The organism is Lysinibacillus sphaericus, assembly GCF_002982115.1.
GTDB lineage: Bacteria > Bacillota > Bacilli > Bacillales_A > Planococcaceae > Lysinibacillus > Lysinibacillus sphaericus.
The window spans coordinates 3,216,343-3,241,028 of the sequence record NZ_CP019980.1 but is presented as its reverse complement, the minus strand read 5'-3'; the positions used below and the strand labels follow the sequence as shown (position 1 = coordinate 3,241,028).

The window sequence follows — 24,686 nt, the reverse complement described above, 5'->3', positions numbered from 1 at the left end:
ATAAGCCTCCTAGAAATGACTATGAAATTGTTCCTTCTTTGAATTTAGAGGCATAAGCTGTTTAATGGTAGCTTCGTGTTGAAGTAAGGCCAAAAGGGTTTTGTCTGTATCTCCACTGTTTACCGTTACAGTTAGCTCTTGATTGCCATTATTTAATGTGCGCATTTGTTTGATTTGGATAAAGGAAAGTACTGTATCAAGTGATTGGTCGCTGGGTAACTCAAACACTATTAGATTGTTTTGGTTAGAAGCGTCTGTAAATGATTCCAGTTGTACCACTTGGCCGCCTTCCATTAATAAAATCCGATCCACTAGGTTTTCTAATAATTTGGTTTCGTGACAGGTTAATATAATACTATATCCATTCTCTTTTAAAGACAAAAGGGTGTTTTCTAATTCATTTTGGGCACGAGGATCAAGTCCAGATAAAGGTTCATCCAAAATTAGAAGATGTGTTTCTTCAAGCATTGCCTGCATAATCATAATCTTTTGCTTCATGCCTTTTGAAAAATGAGTAATTCGTGTCGACCGAACCTCTTGCATATTGAATAGCTCAAGTAATTGATTTATTTTTTGTTGTAATGGCTTACGAGGTACACCACTTATTTTACCCATATGAAAAAGATACTCTTCGGGCGTAAAGAGTACATGTGGAGGAGTAATTTCGGGGACGTACCCAATTTTTAAAGATTGTACATGACTAGTAACTGCGCCACTATCTGAATCGACGATACCTCCAATAATTTTTAGTAGCGTACTTTTACCACAACCATTCTTCCCTACAAGTGCGACAATTTCCTCTCCATAAATGGAAAATGAAATGTTATCTAAAACTTTCTTTGTTTTATATTGTTTAGAAATGTTTTGAACTTCCATTAACGTATTCATTCGTACACACCTTTTTTATTAGTGATTAGTGCCAGTCACTCGGAATTTTCAGAATTGTTTGAGTGACAGGCACGTAAAAGAATTAGGTACTGTAATATTTATTTAGTGCTGTTTCTAAGCGTTCTTCTAAATGTTGTGAAATATAGGCAACAACAAATTGCTCTTTTTCCATTTCAATTTGCGAGGATTTAAAAATTTTTGCGAAAAACCCTGACTTATTCTCCATAGAGTATTGCTGTAGTGCCTCTGTGCGTAAAGTGGACACGATTTCGTTTTCAATATGACGCTCACGGATTTTTTTGACGATATCTTTGACACTACCTTCTTGTAACTCTACCATTTGCTTTTGGAGATTTTCATTTAAATGTTTCAATTCGGCTGTTTCATTTTGAATTTCCTCTATTTGGCGGCTTGATTCGGAAGAGAGCTCTTGTAGATTTTGCGCTAAAAAATCTTGATTAATCGTAATGTTTAATGTCCCTTGCTTTTCATCTGGTTCCATATGAAATAAACCAGTTTGTATCATTTGCTGAAGGACACTACCTAATACATCGACTTTGTGGGCTAGATTATCCGTAAAATCAAGAGTAGTGGCAGTAATTTGATGTTTAATCTGCTGGTGACTGTCATCAATACCCAGAAGTAGTTTTAGACCTTTAACACGGTATTCGTCCTTCAAAAGTAGAATCATGCGAAGTCGTAAAATAGCAGGGAGGTCTAAGCGAATATTAGTGGTTTGATGATAAGAGGCGCTATCAAAAATATACTGATCGAAAGGTTTGATATAATAACGCAGCATAGCATCTGTTATTTCAAACCAACCTGCAACTTCTGAAATGCTATAATATTCTTTTTCATGGATATGTGTTAAATAGGCATCACCATAAAGTGTTTCTACTAATGGTGTATGTTGTAGTACGACAAACAATGGATCATGTTGCACAACTCCGAGTACCAACTCTTTTGCATCACTTATTTCTAGCATTACTTCTACACCTCACTTTATTTTTCTTGAACTAAACTCTCTACTAGGTTTCTATTCTTTTAAGTGCAAATGTATGCCTATTTAAAGTAGGATTATTTGATGTTTTTAAGCTTTCTAGCGAGATGGTAGTTTGTTAATTGGAGGAGTGAGAAAACCTTTTTACACTAATGGCGTGCTTCCAACAAACTGAATCAAGAATGGTGGTAAACCAAGGTTTTAGCTAAACACGTAATGCTAGAGCGAATATAGAAGAGTCAATTGAAGTCAGCCATAAAGAAAATCGTGTTGATCAAAACAAAAATATCCTTTTACTGGTTATCAAGCCTTTTTCATCTTTTCTTTAATGACCATGAGCTTACAAAATTTAGATTGAAGCCTATGTCCATTATTTATGTAATCTTTATAATATGAAAGCAGTAAGAAATTGCCTACTTTAATAACAGTGGGTGGATAGAAATCAGATGATTACTCAATAGCTGTTTAGTGAGCATATCTTGCATTTCAGTAAATATAACGTTGTCCTTTATTAGAATTTGCATCTCTGTATACTTATATTGACATTGAAATTCTCGGATATACTGTGTAATAATTGGCAAATTGTCGTTATTTTTAATTTCTACCTCCACAAAAAAAGGCAAAGTTAATTGGGGTGGCGAAAAACAGCCACGGCGAATCCAAATAGCTTCATTTACATAATAACGAATTGGCAATTGGCGATCACTTGCTATAAATAAGTCCATTAAGTTCTCCTTCAAAATGTAAAGTCACAAGTATAAGAATTATTATAATTATAGCTTTTTTAGTTGAAATTGTCTTGAAAGAGCCTTTAGACCAACGCCAGATGTCATTCTTTTCTGTAGTTGCACCCAGGATCTGAATTACAGGGAAAACAACAAATAAAAAGTAAGCAAGAGATGCACTTGCTTACTTTTTGTATTAGTGAATATCGCGTTTTTTGAAATTGCCACCACGCACTTCTGAAACATCAGAAATGACGACAAACGCACTGCTATCTATGTCTTTAATAATGGATACCAACTTATTTTCTTCCATACGGTTAATGACACAGTTTAATATTTCAGTTGGTTCGTTTGAAAACCCGCCACGCCCTTGTGTATAAGTAACGCCACGCCCTAAACGAGCTTGAATGGCATCCCCAATTTCCTCAGATTTTGCACTGACAACACGGACGTCTTTAGATTTTTCTAAACCAACTTGAATAATATCAATAACATTTTTCGCAATATAGTACGTTAAAGCGGAATATAAAGCACTCTCTAATCCGAAAATAAAGCTTGCCCCTAAGAAAATAAAGGCATTGATAAATAATATAATATCTCCGACTGAAAACGGTATTTTACGTGATAGTAGTACGGCTAATACTTCAGAGCCATCTAAAGCACCACCATTACGTAAAACAATTCCTATCCCAATTCCAAGTAACATACCACCAGATAAAACAATTAATAAAGGATCATTCGGTCCTAAAATCGTTTTAACGTCATGTAATAGAACTGTGGAAATCGATAACGCAGCAATCCCAGCACAGCTCATTAATGCAAATGTTTTTCCTACTTGTTTGTAGCCAATATAGATAAAAGGAATATTTAATACAAAGAGTAGCACGCCTAATGGAATTTCAAATAAATGGGCACCCATAATACTAAGACCTGTAACGCCACCATCAATCACATTGTTTGGTATTAATACAGCTTCAAGTCCATACGCTGCGATGATTGCCCCTGTAATAATCATGATAAATTTTCGTATATTTTCAAGTGACTTGCTTTTTTTCATAAATCTTCTCCATTTCCTTACAAATTAAATCCTGTGTTGTTACTTACGATTTTGGAATAATATTTACTGCGATTGTTTTTGTTTCCGTTGTATGGCTTGAATCGGACATATTATAGTATCTCGTTAATAAATCGTTCAAATCATTTTGAAAGTGGTTAAACTGTTCTTTCGTTAAGGATAAGTCCAGTAATGAAAAAGTTGCAGAATCTACGATATGTTCATCTTCTTCACATAAGTTTAAATAATTTTGATACTGAGACAGTAGAGCTAATTGATAGTACGAAATATAGTTGAGTTTTTGCTTTTTCGTTAGTATTGACCAATCCTCCTTACTTATTTTTGCAGCATCTTCATTTAATGCATAAAATTTTTCCGTTACAGAACGTACTTTTCGCTCCTTCACAATTTTAATGATGCTTTCATCCATTAATATTTGAATGTGGCGATATAAAGTAGCTTGCGGTACATCTTTAATAACAGAAATCATCTCTAAGGTACTTAAGCCTTCGTCTGTATTATGCATCAGCGCTTGTAAAATTTTCATTCTCACAGGATGCATTAAAACCTCTGCTTTATTACGCATCTACGAGCCTCCTATATTGAAGAAATGATATGTAGAAAGACAAAACAAATGTTATCATTTTGAGAACATTATCAAAAAATATATTATATTTTTATCCAAATGTACAGTAAAATGCTAACGGAATTTTTTTAAGCATTATTAAGCTGGGGCAAATGTAACTCATATTTGACATAACAAACTTGTCATAAAAATTAATGCAAAATAGGAGCCCTGACAAATCAGAGCTCCTTCAATTCAATCAAGGGTAAGCTGTCTCTATTACAAATATAAAGGAAGCTAGGTTATCGAAATATTTGTAACTTAGTGGTTTAGTGCTACTAGAACTTTTGTATACTTTTTCCGTCTAATATTAAAATTAACAAATCTGAGGAGGGATAATTTGTGGTTAGTTCGTCTGCAGTGAAAAAATTGGTTGTGCCAATTGTGTACGTAGTCGAATGGATTTTCTTCTTGTATGTTTTACTCTGCATTGTTGTTTTCAATTTGGTGAATTTGACAAATGTTATTGCTGTAGATATGGCTTGGGAGGAACCTATTAACTTTACAGCATCTTTCATTAACGCAATGATAGTAGTGTTGGGTATAGGCTTAATTTGTTTCTTTTACATCAAGTTTTTAGCAGGCAGTAGAGAATATAAACGCTTCAAAGAAGTGGTATGGGGCGTTTTATTCGGTATAAATACGGTAAGTTGTGTCATTTGTGGGAGCATCGTTTATGGTTTTAATTTCATTCATGCTGATGGAATAATACTGTTAACCACTGCTTTTGTTAGTGCACTTTTAACAATGAAAATTATAATGAAACAAGATTTTGAAGGTCAGTAAAAAATAATTTAGGTTGTTCAAAACATAATAATCTCCCTTTACTAAATAAACCGTATGGAGACGCATAGCAAATAATCGAGTAAGGGTATCTACGCAAAAATTTTAATCGAGGTTGATTCTTTAGCTAGTGCGTTTTCACACTCATATTTATTCAAATCCTATTGCATCAGCATAAAAAGCTATAATTAAATAATACATTGGTAAAGTTTCGCTATATTAAAATACTAATAATAACCCTAAAAGTATATTGTAATAAAATGTACTGAATTATAGTTAATTTTGAAGTATCTAATTTAATAAACTTTTTTTGCTAATTAATGAAACATTTTCTGTAGAAAAAGCGTATAAGTATTAGTAACACCAATCTATTTAATTAAGGGGAAATAAAGTATGAAAAAACCATTTAAAAAAACTTGGATGATTGCATCAGCATTTACACTAGGGATGGCTATCCTAACACCACTTCAAGCGGGAGCTACTACATTAGAAACAAAGGATAGTAATATTAATGTTCAATTAGAACAAAAAATATCCGGCACTATTAAAGAAGTCTTCGGCGATGGCATGAACTTGAAAGGAATAGATGGTAAAAATTACTTTATTAGTTTTAGTAAATTTTCTACTGAACAAATTGAGAAAATGAACTTAGTAGTAGGACAAGAAATTTCTATAGAAGGTAAAGTAGTAGACGATTATTCAGACTTTTATACATTTGAAGTGTATAAAAAAGACCTTCCTAAAGAGGTAACTAAGGAAGATTTAGGAAAATTGGAAAAGTTGTTTAACGAAATTAAAAAGTTAGAAAAAGAAGCGTCAGTTGAGGTTGAAAAAGAAGTAACAGAAGAAGAGCTTGAAAAGAAATATGAAGAAATGGAAAAAATTTATGACGAAATGTATAAAATTACAAAACCTTATATATTAGCAAATTGGGAACCAGAGACTTTTGAACAATATTTAGAAGGCTTTGGGTTTAGTGAGGGAAATATAGCTATTAAAGAAAATGATAAAAAACAGCTTCAAGCTATTTATGAAGAGTGGGTAAAGCTTGAAAAAAGTGGTGATGAAGAAAAAGCTAATTTAAAATATGAAGAGTTGTATACAATCCTTCAACCATATCTTGATGAATTATACCCACCACAAACGTTTGAAGAATACATGGAAGGAATGGAATTAGACATTCCTGCTGAAACGATGGCGAAGTTAAAAACGTTATATGAAGATGCACAAAAAGCTGAAAATGATGAGAATATGGAGTTGTCTGAAACGGCATGGAATCAATTCCATGATCTTCTTAGTCAATTCATCGAGCCGTTAACATTTGAAGAATACATGTCTGATTATGACTTCGAAGTTAGTAAAGAAGATAAAGAGCAATTAAAAAAATTGTATGAAGAAGCCATGAAACTTGAGAATGAAAAGGCTGACGAAAAATGGGAAGCGTTTTACAACATTCTAGAACCTTATTTTGCTTTAAATAAAGAAATTCTATTCTTCGCTTCTAAACTAACAATAAACAATCAAGATTATCTTCCACAATCAGAATAATCGTAACCATAAAAAATAATTCAGCCATCTGCTAGTAATCGACAATCGATAATAGTAGATGGCCTTTTCTATAAGATTTATAGTAAAAACATTGCGACAATGGTCGTTACAATAAGACCTATCGCTACAGGTAATAAATTGCGCCTTGCAAGCTCAAATGGACTTACATTGCAAATCGCAGCTGCTGGAATGAGTGCCCATGGAATAAGTGTACCGCCACCAACCCAAATTCCAGTGATTTGTCCGAGTGCGGTTAGGGTTGCTGTACCTCCTCCAATCGCATTGCCAAATAAGCTACCTATTGACCCAGCTAGCGAAATGCCAGAGAATCCCGAGCCGTCTAAACCTGTAATGGCACCTACGATTGCAAGGGTCACGACCGCAATTTCTTTCGTTAATGGTACAATGGCGGCTAAGCCGACACCAAGATCATTGACAATGCCATGAGAAGTGGAAGGGAGGTAGTCACCGATAATTTTGGTGAATCCGGAGTCACCAAGATAGAAGAAAGCTGCAATGGGGATAACGGGTCCAAATACTTTAAATCCAAATTGGAATCCTTGAATTAAATAATCTGTTGATTTCTCAAATCCTTGTTTTTTATGTGCAACAAGACAGAGCACAAACAATATAAAGACAGCTGTCCCACCAATTAGAGCAGTAGCGTCACCGCCTTGCAGTTTTAATACCGACATCGCAATAACATCGAGCAAAAAGGTGAATGGAATAAGCATCGCAAAAAATCGTTTTTGTCCACGGGTAAGCAAATGTTCATCTGTCACTTGTTCTATACCATCATTCTTTACAGATGAAGTTGTTAACTGAAGAGTGCCTCGCTTCATATCACGTTTTAATAAGATAAAAGCAGCTATCGTCGTCACAAGACCCATCGTCATAACAAGCGGAATACTGGCTGAAACAACATCCCCTACTGGAATACCTGCTGCATCTGCAGTCAACTTTGGAGCGCCTTGAATCACAATATCACTAGATAAAGCAATTCCGTGACCAAATAAGTTCATTGCCATGGCAACGCCCAACGCTGGTAAACCCGCTCGAATCGCTACAGGTAGTAGCACTGCTCCTAATAATGCTACAGCAGGAGAGGGCCAGAAAAACCAAGAAATAATCATCATTAAAATACCAATCGTCCAATAGGCGAGTGTCGGTGTTTTAATAATTTTTGTAAATGGTGCAACCATGACCTCATTAATACCAGAAGTTATTAACACACGACTCATTGCAACAATAATGGAGATAATCAAAATGGTCGATAACAGCTCCGTAATCGCGTAAATAAAGCTGTTAAAAACCCCACTTATAGACGAGGTGAGATCACCCGTAGCGATAATCGCAAGTAGGAAAATGCCAAGAATACAAATGAGGGTAGTATCCCGACGTTTTACCATAAAGCCAATAATTAAAACAATAAAAACAACATAAATCCAATGGAGAGAAGTAAGTTCAATCCCCATATAGTTTCCCCCTCAAAATTCGACCTAATGCTATAGGATATGAAGGGAGAATTAGATGGTGATTGGTTAAAATTTTAAATAAGAATAAAAGTAAAAGAAAAAACAGTAAAGCTCATTTCTGTAATGTATTATATAAATAGTAATATTCTTCAATTTAAAATAACAATAATTTTCTATAGTTATTGTTTATATTCAGTTAAAGTTGGAAAGTATATTTTTAAGTTAGTTATATACATTTTAATGTTTTTCTAAGAAGATAAAAAAATTATATGAATATTATTATTTGCTAGGGATTAGTATATATTAATTGGATAGATATGTTTTATCATCTTACAAAAATAAGATGATTCATATACCAATTTAGTGATATCTTTGTTATTATTATATAAGTGTGGAAAAATTTAAGGATAGTTCCGCTACTATAATAAACTTTGAGGTGAGTATATGAATACAGAAGATTTACTAACTTTAAGTAGTAATTTACTTTTTATTTCTTTCCTAATACTATTAATAACGATTTTACCACTTGGACTTTCAGTAAAATCTAAAGGAAGAAAATTTAGTTTTCTAGGAATTCTACTTACATACGTTGCATTCATTCTTCAATTGGGGTACTTCATAACGAGATGGATTGCTGTAAATCACGCGCCAGTAAGTAACATGTTTGAATTTGTCACGTTTTTCGGAATAATGCTTATTGGAAGCTTCATTTTAATTTATCATATATATAAACAGATTGTTGTTGGTTTATTTGTTGTTCCTATAGCGCTAATTATTATTGGATATGGAAGTGTTTTCTCAAATGAGGTTAATCCATTAGTACCCTCTTTACAAAGTAATTGGTTAACTATACATGTAATTACAGTAGCAATTTCTAGTGCGATATTATCTATCTCATTTGCAACTAGCCTTATCTACCTTCTAAGGGTTTTAGATGTAAAGAAAAAGACAATTAATACTCGCTCGTTGGAATTTGTAATGTATTGTCTTATTGTTGTTATAGGATTTATTGGAGCATCAACTGTTTTTGGTATTTTTATGGAAAAAGTAACTATTCAATATACAAATGCGCAAAATGTTCTAGATAAAGCTATTTATAAAATGCATCCTCTAGTTGTATATGAAAATGATTTAGGTTTGGGAATTATAACAATCCCTAATACTATAGATGCAGTGAAACTTAACTCAATTGTTTGGGCCTTTTTGGTAGGTACGATTTTATACCTGTGCATTCGTATTGTTGCTAGGAGTAGCATTAGTGCTTTATTAAAACCATTGACAAGCAGAGTAAATCCAAATTTAATGGATGAGGTTTCATATAGAGCAATTATAATTGGTTATCCTTTATTTTCTTTAGGTGGATTAGTTTTTGCAATGATTTGGGCGCAAATTGCTTGGGGAAGATATTGGGGATGGGACCCTAAAGAGGTTTGGGCACTCATAACGTTTTTATTCTATGCTGCATTAATGCATTTACGTATATCAAAAAATTGGGAAGGTGAAAGGACTGCGTGGATGGCGATAATTGGATTTGGTATTATTGTTTTTAATCAAGTTTTCGTGAACTTAGTTATTGCAGGCCTCCACTCGTATGCATAGTATTTCTGGTTAGATAATTTAATGGTTTTGGAAAATATTTCAAAAAAGTATTATAAAGGTTTTGAAGAACTCATTATGGATATATAAGACAGTAATCAAAAAGCATTCTCCAACTAGTTGGAGGTATTGAACTGGCTTTGTTTCAATTAGATTCGGTTATAGTTATATTAATTTATATAGTCTTTGATGGTTTGTTCTACGATGACAGTCGTAGTTTTTTGTAAATTGTCTAAGTAGAACGTTTCAGACTTTAAGACAGAATGAAACGATTCGATTGAGACATTATCAACGGGTAATCCTTTACGGGATATGCTCATGGTAATGTCTTTTTTTTACAGCTTGTTGATAGTAATAAGATGTATACACTGCGCCTTGGTCATTGTGCAAAGTACACCTTTCGGGCAAATGATGCATTTGGGCTAACGTCTGCAGCCCAGAGAGACGTATTCGCAACATTGTCGGCCCATAATTTGGCTACAGCTAATGAACCTTACGCTACCCATAGGTATTTATTCAATCATAATTTTGAAGGAACCGCACTGTTGTAGAAACTTAGAGATTGCACGATCTATCTACCATCGTTGAATAGAGGCAACAACAGATAAAGTTTCTTGTCAACCAATCAGATGTCCTTTAGAGACGTCATGTCTTTCAGTTAAGCAACTAATTGTACAGCTACTTCTCCAACCGCTTCCTCTCCAATTCTGCGAACAATTTTAGAACCTCAATTTGCTGCTTTAAATACCAGTTTTCCTAGGCTAATTTCGTATGTTTATTATCGTTTTAAGGACATTTATTAAAGCAATATTGTTTGCAAATACATCGTTTTGAATGGATTTATTTTACATTTTTTTTTTTTTTTTTTTGCTATCGCAGCCGTGTTTTATGGCGAATATTTAATTTAGTTAATATTGGGTCCCCCATGCTAAGAGGGGTTTCATTTACTTCTTAGAGATAACTCACTCTTATCCCCCTATAAAAAACACCTACTAATAGAAATTTAGGTATCTATATGCAATTTTATTCGAAGATGCTTTTTTATTTATCTTTATGGGAGAAGTAGTTCAACGTTCAGTTATTTAGAACTTAATACTTTTTATATGTTGCTCAATTTCCCATTATGGATAGTGTATAAAAATTGTAGCACGAAACATATGATAAATGTTTAGATCATGGCAAGGTTGTTCGTAGTGTTTGTAAATGTCAAAATAACAATGTACATTTTTGCTAGTCTAAGCATGTACACTTTCGCTGATTAACTACTTTTCTATACAAGTGCGCGAATAATTACAACTTGACACGGAGCTTCTACTCGCACGATTCGATAGCCTAGAACCTAGCCATATCAAGGGCTGGCTAACCTATCAAGGCTATCATGCTCGCCTTTCCCTGTAAAGTTGTAATATACAAAAGAAATCAAAAATGTACTTAGTTAAACAAGCATTTTTGTACATATTTATTTCGACGTTTATATAGTGTTAAAGAATCTAAGAGAGGAGGAGGCTAATTTATGAACAGAGGAAATATCTAAACACATTGCAAACTCCTCAGTGATAGGCTTGAGAGTTAACGAGAGGTGTAGACTAATCATTGGCACACAGTTTTATCTATGAAGAAACACAGAATTTCAAGAAAAAATTACTCAGTAGTAAGGGGAATGAATGGGGACGTTGAAGTGTAAAATGTCACAGAAAGATGGGATATTCACGCAGAATATCCGATGGCTTGAAAATTATTAGACAGTATATCATTTAAGAATATGTATAGAAAATATTATTGTTATTCTAGTATAATTATTTCGCTACTTCAAATACAATATAATAACAAAAAAGGTTTATATTTTTTAAAAAATCACTTAGGTTTACAAATAATAAAATATTATGTTATTCTTTATTTATATGCAATAAAATGAATTATATGCAATAAAATGAATTATATGCAATAAAATGAATTATATTCAATAAAATGAATTATATGGTATAAAATTTAACTATTATTTAATGTACATATGGGATTTTTTATTAGTATTTAGTTAATTGCATATTTGGAAATCAATATTGAGATTTATTCTATAGGTTATGAATTAGGTAGCGAGGTATATTGATATGAATATTAATTTGATTTGTTTACCTTTTGCAGGTGGTTCTGCAGCGGTGTATAGGGACTGGGTAGATTTCGTAGCCCCCTATATTAATGTGATTCCATTGGAATATGCAGGTAGAGGGAAGCGCTTTATTGAACCATTGTATGAAAATTTCGAGTCATGTATAGAGGATTTATACAATATTGTAATAAAACATATTGAAAATAATGAAAATTTTGCTTTATTTGGCCATAGTATGGGTGCTCATATAGCTTATGAATTAACTCTAAAATTAAAAACTGACAATGTTATTCCTAAACATCTTTTTATATCTAGTAGAGTCCCTCCGCATCTTTCCCACATCAATTATTCTTCATTAACTAAAGAACAATTTTTACTAAAGTTAGAGAAAATGGGTGGAACCCAAAAAGAATTTTTTAAAAATAAAGAGTTAATTGATATTTATTTACCTATTATAAGAAATGATTTTCGTATTTTAGAAGAGTATTTAATTACTAACCATACTGTAAGGAGTGATGGGGTAATGTGTAATACAAGTGGTTTTTTTGGAAAGGAAGAAAACATATTTGAGGAAATGCAAGAATGGAAACAATACATAGACAAAGAATATAATGTTTTTAAAATGCAAGGAAATCATTTCTATTTAAATATAGATAAGGAAAATTTAATTAATTTAATTAATTTAATCCTAAGTGATTGACTCATATGTTCCTTAAAATTTAAAAACTAAATATATTTATAGAAAGGTTGTTATTGCTTCATGGAAAAAAATTTTCCGTTAACTAATGCACAAAAAAGAATTTGGATTACAGAAAAGAGATATTCAAATACAAGTGTCTCTAATTTATCTTTTTTACTAACTTTTCATTCACAAATTGATATAAATAGAATGTGCGAAAGTATAAATCATCTACTTAAAACGAACGATGTTCTAAGAATGAAAATAATAGAAACTGATGATGGCGAACCAAGACAAGTTTGCATGCCATATGAAGAGAAAAAAATCGAAATTCAAAACTTTTATGAGTCGCCAAAAAAGAATTTTGAAGATTGGATTAAAGAATTTACACACCGCCCATTTAATTTAGTGGACTCAGAATTATTTTTTGCTACTTTGCTAAAAAAGGGAGATAATCAATACTACTTACTTTGTAAAGCTCATCATATTATAGCTGATGGTATATCCATGAATCTGATATCAAATCAGATACTGGATTATTATAATAGATTAATCGATAATACGTCTAATAATCTTCATAAAAGTATAAACTGTCTTGATCATTTATTAGAAGAAGATAGTTATATTAATTCTACGCGCTTTAAAAAAGATAGGGAATTTTGGATAAATGAACTCGATGATTTGGGGGATTTTAGTGAATTTAAAAAATATAACTATAATAAAGACGATATTGAAGCAGATAGATTCAGTTTCGTAATTCCTGAAACATTGAAATCAAATATAAGACTGTTTTGTGAGGAAAATGATAAAGATTTATTTTCATTATTCTTAACTTCTTTATACATACTAATGTCAAAATATACATCAAATAATGATATAGTCATTGGAACTAGTTTTGCTAATAGAACAAAAAAAATAGAAAAAGATGCTTTAGGTATGTTTGCTAGTACAGTGCCTATAAGGTTAAATTATACATTTAATGAAAGTTTTATTGATTGTGTGCAAAATATTTCAAAGAAAATGAAGAGTATACTAAGACATCAAAAATATCCTTATAATTTACTCATTGATGAACTCAGAAAAAATAATCCTGATATCCAAAAATTATTTAGTGTCGTAGTAGAATATCAACCAATTCGATTAAATAAATACGAAAACTTACAGTATAGTGGGGATTCATTAGGAACTGGTCATGAAATAAACGATATTGTTATTCATATTAAAGATAATTTGGATACAGGTAAGATTACAATAAATATAGACTATAAAAGAAGTTTATTTTCAAGGGATGAAATTGAAGGTTTATTTAAACGTTTAATGAATATTTTAACAAATGGAATCGAAGAGCTTTTAATTCCAGTCTCTAAGCTAAATATAATTACAGAAAAAGAAAAACAACAATTACTATCGGAATTTAATAACACCGATTTAGCATATCCATTTGAAAAAACAATCCATGAAATCTTTGAGGAACAAGCCCAGAGGGCCCCTGAACAAGTAGCAGTAGTGTATGAACAGGATAAACTCACTTACAAAGAATTAAATCAACGTGCAAATCAGTTAGCTAGATATTTAAGAGAAAAAGGTGTTAAAGAAGAAAGTATAGTAGGGATAATGATGGACCGCTCGTTAGAAATGATGATCAGTATTCTAGGAGTATTAAAGGCAGGCGGTGCATATTTACCAATTGATAAAACATATCCCAAAGATAGAGTAGATTTTATGCTTCAAGATACGAAAACGCAATGGGTACTGTGTCAAAAGGATGTAGAGAATACATTACGCGAAAACAATGTATCAATAATTACACTAGATGATAGTGAAATATATAAACAAGAGACATCTAATCCAAATTATAATATTACGGGAAAAACTCTTGCATATATTATTTATACTTCAGGTACTACAGGTAAACCTAAAGGGATTTTGACAACACATTTAAATGTAATAAGAATTGCTAAAGAAAATTTATATTTAGATATAAACGAAAATGATTGTATTTTACAGTTATCCAATGTAGTTTTTGACGGCTCAATTTTTGATATATTTGGTTCTTTATTAAATGGTTCGAAACTAGTACTTCCTTCTACTGAATTAACAGTAAATGAAATTTCAAAAATAATTGAAGATGAGAAAGTAAGCATTTGTTTTATTACTACAGCCTTATTTAATACATTTATAGAAAATCAACGTTCTTTAAAAGCTTTATCTAAAATGAAACAAATACTATTTGGAGGGGAAACAGCCTCTTTAGCACATGTTAAAAAAGGCGTTGAAGAATTAGGAGCAGAGCGAATCACACATGTGTATGGACCTACAGAAGGAACCGTTTTTGCAACTTACTATCCTTTAATAGATTGGGATCATGGTAGTGTCCTACCAATAGGAAGACCAGTCGCCAAGACAGCAGCGTATATTTTAACACATTCCTCTAATCAGTTAACACCAATAGGTGTTGCAGGAGAACTCTATATAAGTGGGGCAGGAGTTGCAAGAGGTTATTTAAATCAGCCAGAAATGACAGCTGAAAAGTTTTTACCAGATCCATTTAATCCAGGAGAAAGAATGTATAAAACTGGGGATTTAGCTAAGTGGTTACCTGACGGTAATATTGAGTATTTAGGCAGAATTGATAATCAGGTGAAGATTCGAGGATATAGAATCGAACTTGGTGAGGTAGAGAGTCGTTTATCCGGAATTTCTCAAATAAAAGAAGCCGTAGTAACTGCACCGAAAGATGCAATGGGGACAAGGTATTTATGTGCATATGTAGTATCAGATAAGAAATTACATGTAGCTGAATTAAAAGTAGAGTTGGGCCAAGTACTACCGAGCTATATGATTCCGACGCGATTCATCCAATTAGAAAAACTACCGCTCACTACTAATGGAAAAGTAGATAGGAAGAATTTACCAGAACCTACTGAGACTATAGATGATGAAACGAACTATATGGCTCCAAGAACAGATATAGAGAAACAACTTGTGGAGATTTGGTCAGATGTTCTTCAAATTCGAAAAATAGGTATTTTAGATAACTTCTTTGAGGTAGGTGGACATTCCTTAAAAGCTACAATTCTTACGAGTCGTATTAGTAAAAACCTACATGTTTCTATTACGTTACAAGAAATATTTGAGAATCCAACGATTAAATCAATCAGTCAAATTATCGAAAAAAAAGTTAAAGAGCACTACATGCCTATATTACCAGTAAAGGAACAGGATTATTATGCCGCATCATCAGCCCAAAAAAGATTGCTAATTATAAATCAACTTGAATCTATAGGTGTTACTTATAATATGCCAGGAGCGTTCATATTAGAAGGAAACTTAGATCTAGAACAGTTACACGAGGCATTTAAGAAACTAATTATTAGACACGAGTCCTTAAGGACTTCCTTTAGTTGGTTAGATGGTGAACCAATACAAGAGATTCACCAATCAGCCGAATTAGATTTACAGTACAATAAATGTGCTGAGATAGAAATTTCGGAGAAAATTAAGCAATTTATAAAACCATTTGATTTAAGCATAGCCCCTTTACTACGTGTTGAGGTATGGAACATAGGTTTAGATAAACATATGTTATTGTTTGATATGCATCATATAATATCAGATGGGATATCAATCAATATTTTAACTAAGGAATTGAAAGAATTTTATGAAGGTAATGAATTACCAGCATTGGCAACTCAATATAAAGATTATACAGCATGGCAAAATGAACAATATCAAACAGATAAATTGAAGCAACAAGAAACGTACTGGCTTGACAAATTTGATGGCGAAATCCCTATATTAGAATTGCCTACAGATTATCAGAGACCACCAGTTCAAACATTTAAAGGGTCCAGTATTTCATTTAATATAGATAGTGAATTAACAGAAGGATTAAAGAATCTTGCGCATAGAACAAATTCGACGCTTTATACAACACTTTTAGCTGCATATTCAATTTTATTGGCAAAATATACAGGACAAGAAGATATTATTATTGGTACGCCAGTATCAGGAAGAACTCATGCGGACGCAAAAGATATAATGGGGATGTTTGTGAATACAGTAGCGATTCGAACATATCCGCGAGGAGAAAAGACTTTCTTACAATTGGTTGAAGAAGTGAAAAGAGATACATTAGAAGCACTTGAAAACCAAGATTACCCGTATGATGTTTTAGTAGAGAAGTTAGAGCTGAAACGGGATTTGAGTAGGAACCCACTTTTTGACACAATGTTCACTGTACAAAATGTAGAACGTGTTGATTTGATTCGACTCGGAGAAATTGAAGGGATTCCTTATCCATTTGACAATATGACAGCTAAGTTTGATTTAACATTCACTATTGAAGAAAAGGATAATCAACTGATTTTAAACATTGAATATGCGAAAGATTTATTTAATCCAGAAACCATCAAACAGGTCAGCAATCATTATGTTCAACTTTTAAATAAAGTAATTGATGAACACTCCGTTTCAATTTCACAGTTAAATATAATTACAGAAAAAGAAAAACAGCAATTACTATCGGAATTTAATAACACCGATTTAGCATATCCATTTGAAAAAACAATCCATGAAATCTTTGAGGAACAAGCCCAGAGGGCCCCTGAACAAGTAGCAGTAGTGTATGAACAGGATAAACTCACTTACAAAGAATTAAATCAACGTGCAAATCAGTTAGCTAGATATTTAAGAGAAAAAGGTGTTAAAGAAGAAAGTATAGTAGGGATAATGATGGACCGCTCGTTAGAAATGATGATTAGTATTCTAGGAGTATTAAAGGCAGGCGGTGCATATTTACCAATTGATAAAACATACCCCAAAGATAGAGTAGATTTTATGCTTCAAGATACGAATACGCAATGGGTACTGTGTCAAAAGGATGTAGAGAATACATTACGCGAAAACAATGTATCAATAATTACACTAGATGATAGTGAAATATATAAACAAGAGACATCTAATCCAAATTATAATATTACGGGAAAAACTCTTGCATATATTATTTATACTTCAGGTACTACAGGTAAACCTAAAGGGATTTTGACAACACATTTAAATGTAATAAGAATTGCTAAAGAAAATTTATATTTAGATATAAACGAAAATGATTGTATTTTACAGTTATCCAATGTAGTTTTTGACGGCTCAATTTTTGATATATTTGGTTCTTTATTAAATGGTTCGAAACTAGTACTTCCTTCTACTGAATTAACAGTAAATGAAATTTCAAAAATAATTGAAGATGAGAAAGTAAGCATTTGTTTTATTACTACAGCCTTATTTAATACATTTATAGAAAATCAACGTTCTTTAAAAGCTTTATCTAAAATGAAACAAATACTATTTGGAGGGGAAACAGCCTCTTTAGCACATGTTAAAAAAGGCGTTGAAGAATTAGGAGCAGAGCGAATCACACATGTGTATGGACCTACAGAAGGAACCGTTTTTGCAACTTACTATCCTTTAATAGATTGGGATCATGGTAGTGTCCTACCAATAGGAAGACCAGTCGCCAAGACAGCAGCGTATATTTTAACACATTCCTCTAATCAGTTAACACCAATAGGTGTTGCAGGAGAACTCTATATAAGTGGGGCAGGAGTTGCAAGAGGTTATTTAAATCAGCCAGAAATGACAGCTGAAAAGTTTTTACCAGATCCATTTAATCCAGGAGAAAGAATGTATAAAACTGGGGATTTAGCTAAGTGGTTACCTGACGGTAATATTGAGTATTTAGGCAGAATTGATAATCAGGTGAAGATTCGAGGATATAGAATCGAACTTGGTGAGGTAGAGAGTCGTTTATCCGGAATTTCTCAAATAAAAGAAGCCGTAGTAACTGCACCGAAAGATGCAATGGGGACAAGGTATTTATGTGCATATGTAGTATCAGATAAGAAATTACATGTAGCTGAATTAAAAGTAGAGTTGGGCCAAGTACTACCGAGCTATATGATTCCGACGCGATTCATCCAATTAGAAAAACTACCGCTCACTACTAATGGAAAAGTAGATAGGAATAATTTACCAGAACCTACTGAGACTATAGATGATGAAACGAACTATATGGCTCCAAGAACAGATATAGAGAAACAACTTGTGGAGATTTGGTCAGATGTTCTTCATGTAAATAAAATTGGAATCCATGATAATTTCTTTAATATAGGTGGAGATTCAATTAAATCAATACAAATTTCTTCAAAATTGAATGAAATAGGTTTGAAAATATCTTTAAAAGATATTTTCAATAATCCTACAATAGAGAAATTAGCACTGAATATTAAAGCAAATCAACAAATTATTAAACAAGATGAAGTTTCAGGGGATGTATTCCTAAGTCCAATCCAAAGTTGGTTTTTCAATAATAAGTTTACAAATCCACACCATTTTAATCAGTCAATTTTGTTATATTCTAATAAAGGTTATAATACAGCAAACTTAATAAAAGCATTTGAAGAAGTGATAAAGCATCATGACGCTTTAAGAATTATAGTAAATAAGGAAGAAAATAAGACTTCATTATTTAATAGAAAAATTTCTGAAGGGAAATTATTTAATTTTTATGAGTATTATTCAAGTAATAATGATGTTATAGACACTATTAAGAAAAACGCTAGTCAAATTCAAAGTAGTATAGATTTAGAGAATGGACCTTTAATCAATCTATGCATTTTCAAGACTCATGCAGGAGATTTTTTATTAATAGTAATACATCATCTAATTGTTGACGGTGTATCATGGCGAATCATTTTGGAAGATTTATTTTCTGCATATGATAGTCTATCAAATCATTTAGAAATTAGTTTCCCTGATAAAACTAGTTCCTTCCAAGAGTGGACAAAGAGATTGAAGGATTATGCTAATAATAATTTTTCTGATGAAATATCTTACTGGACAGAGATTTCAAGTAATTCGAAAAGTTTGGAAAATTTCCCTTTTGGGACGAATAAACAAAATTCGATTAGAAAACATAATCAAAGGTATAGTATACAAGTATCAGAAAAAAATACTGAACTGTTACTAAAAAAAGTCAATAAATTTTTTAAAACCACATTAAATGAAATATTATTAGCTATACTTTCAAAATCTATCTATGAAGTTTGGAAACAAGAAAGAATTTTAATAAATATTGAAGGGCATGGTAGAGAAGAAATATCAAGTGATCTAAATATTCAAAGAACTGTTGGGTGGTTTACATCCATTTTCCCAATAATATTAAATGGTAATACAACAAATATGTTACATCATATTACTTTAACTAAAGAACAGTTAAGAAATATACCGAAAAAGGGTTTTAATTATGGAATAATAAAATATTTAAAGGATAAAAAATCCAATCTTAATTGTAATCCAAAAATATCTTTCAACTATTTAGGAGACTTTAGTAATTTAAATAATGAATTAAAAAATAAATGGGAAAACATTGACGTTTCCATTTCGGATATTTTTAAAGGATATGATTTGAGTCAAGATAGTCTTAATTTGTATACGCTTGATATTACTAGTTTAATAATTGAAGGAAAACTAAATATAAATTTTGAATATGACAAGGCAGTACTCTCAAAAAAGGAAGTAAAGGATTTAATAAATATATATAATGATAATTTATTGTATGTTATAAATTACTGTACCAACCAATATCAAATAGAAGAAAATGATTTCTACTATGATAAGTTAACGCGAGAAGATTTAGAAGAAGTAAAAAATAAATATAAACATATTTCAGCATTAGAAAACATTTATCCATTGACACCAATGCAAAAAGGTATGCTGTTCCACTATTTATATAATAAAGATTCTTTAAGCTATTTAGAACAGCATACTTTTGAAATAAATTCCGATATAAACATAAGAATTCTACAAGAAAGTTTTAATCTAATATTTAATAAGCATCAAATATTCAGAACATCTTTTATAGAAACTAAAGATAATATACACTTGCAAGTTGTATTGAAAAATAGACCGATATATCTCAAATTTGAAGATATAACACATTTAGATAAAAACTCTCAAAATAGTTTTATTCAATATAAATTAACAGAAAATAATAATTATAAATTTGATTTATTTGAAGATGCATTGTTGAAAATTTCTCTATTTAAAAAAGAACAAGCTAAATACCTACTTGTGTTTAGCTTCCATCATATTCTTTTAGATGGGTGGAGTTTACCAATATTCTTTAAGGAGTTAAGTAATAATTATTTCGCTCTCTTAAACAATAAGCAAATAACAAATTCCGTAGTACCTTATAGTTCTTTTATTGAATGGCTAGATGAAAAAGATCACAATAGAACAGAGAATTATTGGGAAAATTATTTAGTGAATTATAGTAACGCGGAGAATTTAACTAATAAGTATGGAATGTTAGATAATAACCAATATTTATCAGAAGAAAAAGAAATATCATTGGCATGGAAACAGAGTAGCATACTAAAAAATTTAGCAAAATCTATGAATGTTACGTTAAGTTCATTATTCCATACGGCATGGTCTGTTTTATTATCTAAATTCTTACTAAATGACGATGTTATGTTTGGAACTGTTGTATCAGGAAGGTCTTCTGAAATAAAACAAGTTGGAGAAATTATTGGTCTGTTAATAAATACAGTTCCTGTTCGAACGAAATTAGATAAAAATAGTTCATTCATAGAACAAGTAAAAAGACATCATTCTGAGGCAATAGACAAGTCAGAACATGATTACTATCCTTTATATGATTTACAATCAAAAATTTTAAATAACAATGTAAAAATAGATCATGTATTGATATTTGAAAACTATCCTTTAAATAATAGCAAAACAAACGTTGAAAATAGTTTTGATTTTATTTATAAAGGTGGGCAAGAACAGACAAATTATAATTTGAACATAATAGTTATTCCAGAAGATGAGATAAAAGTAAAGTTCTCGTATAATTGCTTTGTTTTTAATACAAGTTTTATTGAAACAATAATGAATGCATTTGTACAAATATTAATTCAGATAGGTAACGATCCTACATTATTAATAAAAGAAATTGAAATTATTGGTAATAATGAGCGAGAAGTTATATTAAAGAATTTTAATAAGCCAATCTTGAAAACAAATAGCAACGAGACAATTTTAGACTTATTTGCTAAACAAATATTAATAGGTCCTAATAATATAGCAATTAGTTATAAAACGGAATCAATTTCTTATAAAGAATTAGATGAAATGTCTACTAGAATAGCTAGTTTACTAATAAGTGAAGGTGCAAAGAAGGGGAGCAAAATTGCATTAAGTATGGAAAAAACTCCTTATTTAATTAGTGGAATATTAGCAATTTTAAAAATCGGGGCTATATATATACCTATAGATCCGAAAAATCCTATCATCAGAAAACAAAGTATTTTAAAAGATAGTCATGCTGAATTTTATTTAACATCACAAAAATATTATGATAATTCTCTTTTTATTAATAAAATTAAAACTGTAATTTTAGATATAAATGATTTTAATGCAGAAAAAGGATTGCAATTTAATAATATTTCACCTTCAGATGTTGCTTATATACTCTATACTTCTGGTACTACAGGAACTCCAAAAGGGGTAATAGTAGAACATGGTAACTTATTGAATTTAATCAATAACCAAATTAATTTATTCCAAATAACTAAGAAAGATAAAGTATTACAATTTTGCTCAATAGGTTTCGATGTTTCTATATCTGAAATATTTATGACACTTTCAGCCGGAGCTACATTAGTTTTGGAAGAAACAGAAGTCTTGATGGAAAATTCGAGAATAATTGACAAGATTAATAATGAGAAAATATCAATATTAGCTATTCCTTCTTCATCTCTTTCTCATTTAGAGCCTACCATACTTCCTAGTCTAAGATTAATTTTAGCAGGAGGAGATATGTGTACTTCTAAATTAATAAGAGACTGGAAAACAGATTATACAAATTTAATTAATTCCTATGGACCAACTGAGACCACTGTTACTGCTACATTAAGTAATTGCGAGTACGATATTGTTAATCCACATGTAGGTAAACCTTTGAGCAATGTAAATGTTTATATTTTAAATCAAGATAAACAATTATTACCTATTGGTATACCAGGTGAACTTTATATAAGTGGAGCAGGAGTTGCAAGAGGTTATTTAAATCAGCCAGAAATGACAGCTGAAAAATTTTTACCAGATCCATTTAATCCAGGAGAAAGAATGTATAAAACTGGGGATTTAGCTAAGTGGTTACCTGACGGTAATATTGAGTATTTAGGTAGAATTGATAATCAGGTGAAGATTCGAGGATATAGGATAGAACTCGATGAAATAGAGAGTCGCTTAACGAGAATTTCTCAAATAAAAGAAGCCGTAGTAACTGCACCGAAAGATGCAATGGGGACAAGGTATTTATGTGCATATGTAGTATCAGATAAGAAATTACATGTAGCTGAATTAAAAGTAGAATTGGGCCAAGTGTTACCGAGCTATATGATTCCGACGCGATTCATCCAATTAGAAAAACTACCGCTCACTACTAATGGAAAAGTAGATAGAAAGAATTTACCAGAACCTACTGAGACTATAGATGATGAAACGAACTATATGGCTCCAAGAACAGATATAGAGAAACAACTTGTGGAGATTTGGTCAGATGTTCTTCAAATTCGAAAAATAGGTATTTTAGATAACTTCTTTGAGGTAGGTGGACATTCCTTAAAAGCTACAATTCTTACGAGTCGTATCAGTAAAAACCTACATGTTTCTATTACGTTACAGGAAATATTTGAGAATCCAACGATTAAATCAATCAGTCAAATTATCGAAAAAAAAGTTAAAGAGCACTACATGCCTATATTACCAGTAAAGGAACAGGATTATTATGCCGCATCATCAGCGCAAAAAAGATTGCTAATTATAAATCAACTTGAATCTACTAGTGTTACTTATAATATGCCAGGAGCGTTCATATTAGAAGGAAACTTAGATCTAGAACAGTTACACGAGGCATTTAAGAAACTAATTATTAGACACGAGTCCTTAAGGACTTCCTTTAGTTGGTTAGATGGTGAACCAATACAAGAGATTCACCAATCAGCCGAATTAGATTTACAGTACAATAAATGTGCTGAGATAGAAATTTCGGAGAAAATTAAGCAATTTATAAAACCATTTGATTTAAGCATAGCCCCTTTACTACGTGTTGAGGTATGGAACATAGGTTTAGATAAACATATGTTATTGTTTGATATGCATCATATAATATCAGATGGGATATCAATCAATATTTTAACTAAGGAATTGAAAGAATTTTATGAAGGTAATGAATTACCAGCATTGGCAATTCAATATAAAGATTATACAGCATGGCAAAACGAACAATATCAAACAGATAAATTGAAGCAACAAGAAACGTACTGGCTTGACAAATTTGATGGCGAAATCCCTATATTAGAATTGCCTACAGATTATCAGAGACCACCAGTTCAAACATTTAAAGGGTCCAGTATTTCATTTAATATAGATAGTGAATTAACAGAAGGATTAAAGAATCTTGCGCATAGAACAAATTCGACGCTTTATACAACACTTTTAGCTGCATATTCAATTTTATTGGCAAAATATACAGGACAAGAAGATATTATTATTGGTACGCCAGTATCAGGAAGAACTCATGCGGACGTAAAAGATATAATGGGGATGTTTGTGAATACAGTAGCGATTCGAACATATCCGCGAGGAGAAAAGACTTTCTTACAATTGGTTGAAGAAGTGAAAAGAGATACATTAGAAGCACTTGAAAACCAAGATTACCCGTATGATGTTTTAGTAGAGAAGTTAGAGCTGAAACGGGATTTGAGTAGGAATCCACTTTTTGACACAATGTTTGTTTTCCAAAATGTAGAAATTGAAGAAATACGTATTTTAGGTGAGATGAAGGTAGATAATTATAAACTTGATAATAAGACATCTAAGTTTGATTTATCACTTATAATAAAACCTTTTGATAATTATTTAGAGTGCATTTTAGAATACAATGATTCGTTATTTAGTCATAAAACTATTAATAAACTAAGTAACTTGTTTGAAATGCTTATAACTCAAATTCATGTGGAATCTACTTCATCTATTATCGATATCGATTTAGATACAGAAGAGGAAATAAATAATAATAGTAATTTTAACAATATATTTAGTGAGATTGAATTTTAAATTCTAGCTGGAGGGGA

The 24,686-nt window shown here is 31.5% G+C and carries 11 protein-coding genes and 1 pseudogene; 5 read left to right on the top strand and 7 right to left on the bottom strand.

Going from position 1 to position 24,686, the window contains the following annotated elements:
* Positions 1 to 9 precede the first annotated feature (9 nt).
* From LS41612_RS16165 to LS41612_RS16145, 5 genes are all read right to left on the bottom strand, one after another.
* Positions 10 to 888, bottom strand: coding sequence for an ABC transporter ATP-binding protein (locus LS41612_RS16165; RefSeq protein ID WP_024364788.1), 879 nt, complete (start codon positions 886 to 888; stop codon positions 10 to 12).
* A gap of 82 nt (positions 889 to 970) precedes the next feature.
* Positions 971 to 1,873 carry a hypothetical protein gene (locus LS41612_RS16160; protein WP_024364789.1) on the bottom strand — a complete coding sequence of 301 codons (903 nt, stop codon included), beginning with the start codon at positions 1,871 to 1,873 and terminating at the stop codon, positions 971 to 973.
* Positions 1,874 to 2,301: 428 nt separating this feature from the next.
* Entirely contained in the window at positions 2,302 to 2,613 is a 312-nt protein-coding gene (locus tag LS41612_RS16155; RefSeq protein WP_024364790.1) for a hypothetical protein, read from the bottom strand.
* Positions 2,614 to 2,809: 196 nt separating this feature from the next.
* A complete protein-coding gene (locus tag LS41612_RS16150) occupies positions 2,810 to 3,670 on the bottom strand; it encodes a YitT family protein (RefSeq protein WP_024364791.1) in 861 nt (286 codons plus the stop codon).
* 43 nt (positions 3,671 to 3,713) lie between these two features.
* Positions 3,714 to 4,253, bottom strand: a complete 540-nt coding sequence (locus LS41612_RS16145; protein WP_024364792.1) for a helix-turn-helix domain-containing protein — start codon at positions 4,251 to 4,253, stop codon at positions 3,714 to 3,716.
* Positions 4,254 to 4,634: 381 nt separating this feature from the next.
* Between LS41612_RS16145 and LS41612_RS16140 the strand changes: the two genes are divergently transcribed.
* Both LS41612_RS16140 and LS41612_RS16135 read left to right on the top strand, forming a co-directional pair.
* Positions 4,635 to 5,078, top strand: a complete 444-nt coding sequence (locus LS41612_RS16140; protein ID WP_024364793.1) for a hypothetical protein — start codon at positions 4,635 to 4,637, stop codon at positions 5,076 to 5,078.
* Between the two features lie 390 nt (positions 5,079 to 5,468).
* On the top strand, positions 5,469 to 6,623 hold the full coding sequence (locus LS41612_RS16135) for a hypothetical protein (RefSeq protein WP_029747477.1): 1,155 nt from the start codon (positions 5,469 to 5,471) through the stop codon (positions 6,621 to 6,623).
* Between the two features lie 77 nt (positions 6,624 to 6,700).
* On the opposite strand, the gene LS41612_RS16130 is transcribed toward LS41612_RS16135, so the two are convergent.
* Positions 6,701 to 8,098: a hypothetical protein gene (locus LS41612_RS16130; protein ID WP_024364794.1), complete on the bottom strand. Its 1,398-nt coding sequence runs from the start codon at positions 8,096 to 8,098 to the stop codon at positions 6,701 to 6,703.
* Positions 8,099 to 8,542: 444 nt separating this feature from the next.
* Here LS41612_RS16130 and ccsB point away from each other — a divergent pair, with 444 nt between their 5' ends.
* Entirely contained in the window at positions 8,543 to 9,697 is a 1,155-nt protein-coding gene (gene ccsB, locus LS41612_RS16125; protein WP_024364795.1) for a c-type cytochrome biogenesis protein CcsB, read from the top strand.
* A gap of 170 nt (positions 9,698 to 9,867) precedes the next feature.
* On the opposite strand, the pseudogene LS41612_RS23570 reads toward ccsB, so the two are convergent.
* Positions 9,868 to 10,129: pseudogene (locus LS41612_RS23570) on the bottom strand (IS3 family transposase); the annotation flags it as partial.
* Positions 10,130 to 11,802: 1,673 nt separating this feature from the next.
* Here LS41612_RS23570 and LS41612_RS16120 point away from each other — a divergent pair.
* Both LS41612_RS16120 and LS41612_RS16115 read left to right on the top strand, forming a co-directional pair.
* Entirely contained in the window at positions 11,803 to 12,501 is a 699-nt protein-coding gene (locus tag LS41612_RS16120; RefSeq protein WP_024364796.1) for a thioesterase II family protein, read from the top strand.
* 60 nt (positions 12,502 to 12,561) lie between these two features.
* Positions 12,562 to 24,669 (top strand): non-ribosomal peptide synthetase, encoded by a 12,108-nt coding sequence (locus LS41612_RS16115; protein WP_105928918.1) that lies wholly within the window; start codon positions 12,562 to 12,564, stop codon positions 24,667 to 24,669.
* Positions 24,670 to 24,686 lie beyond the last annotated feature (17 nt).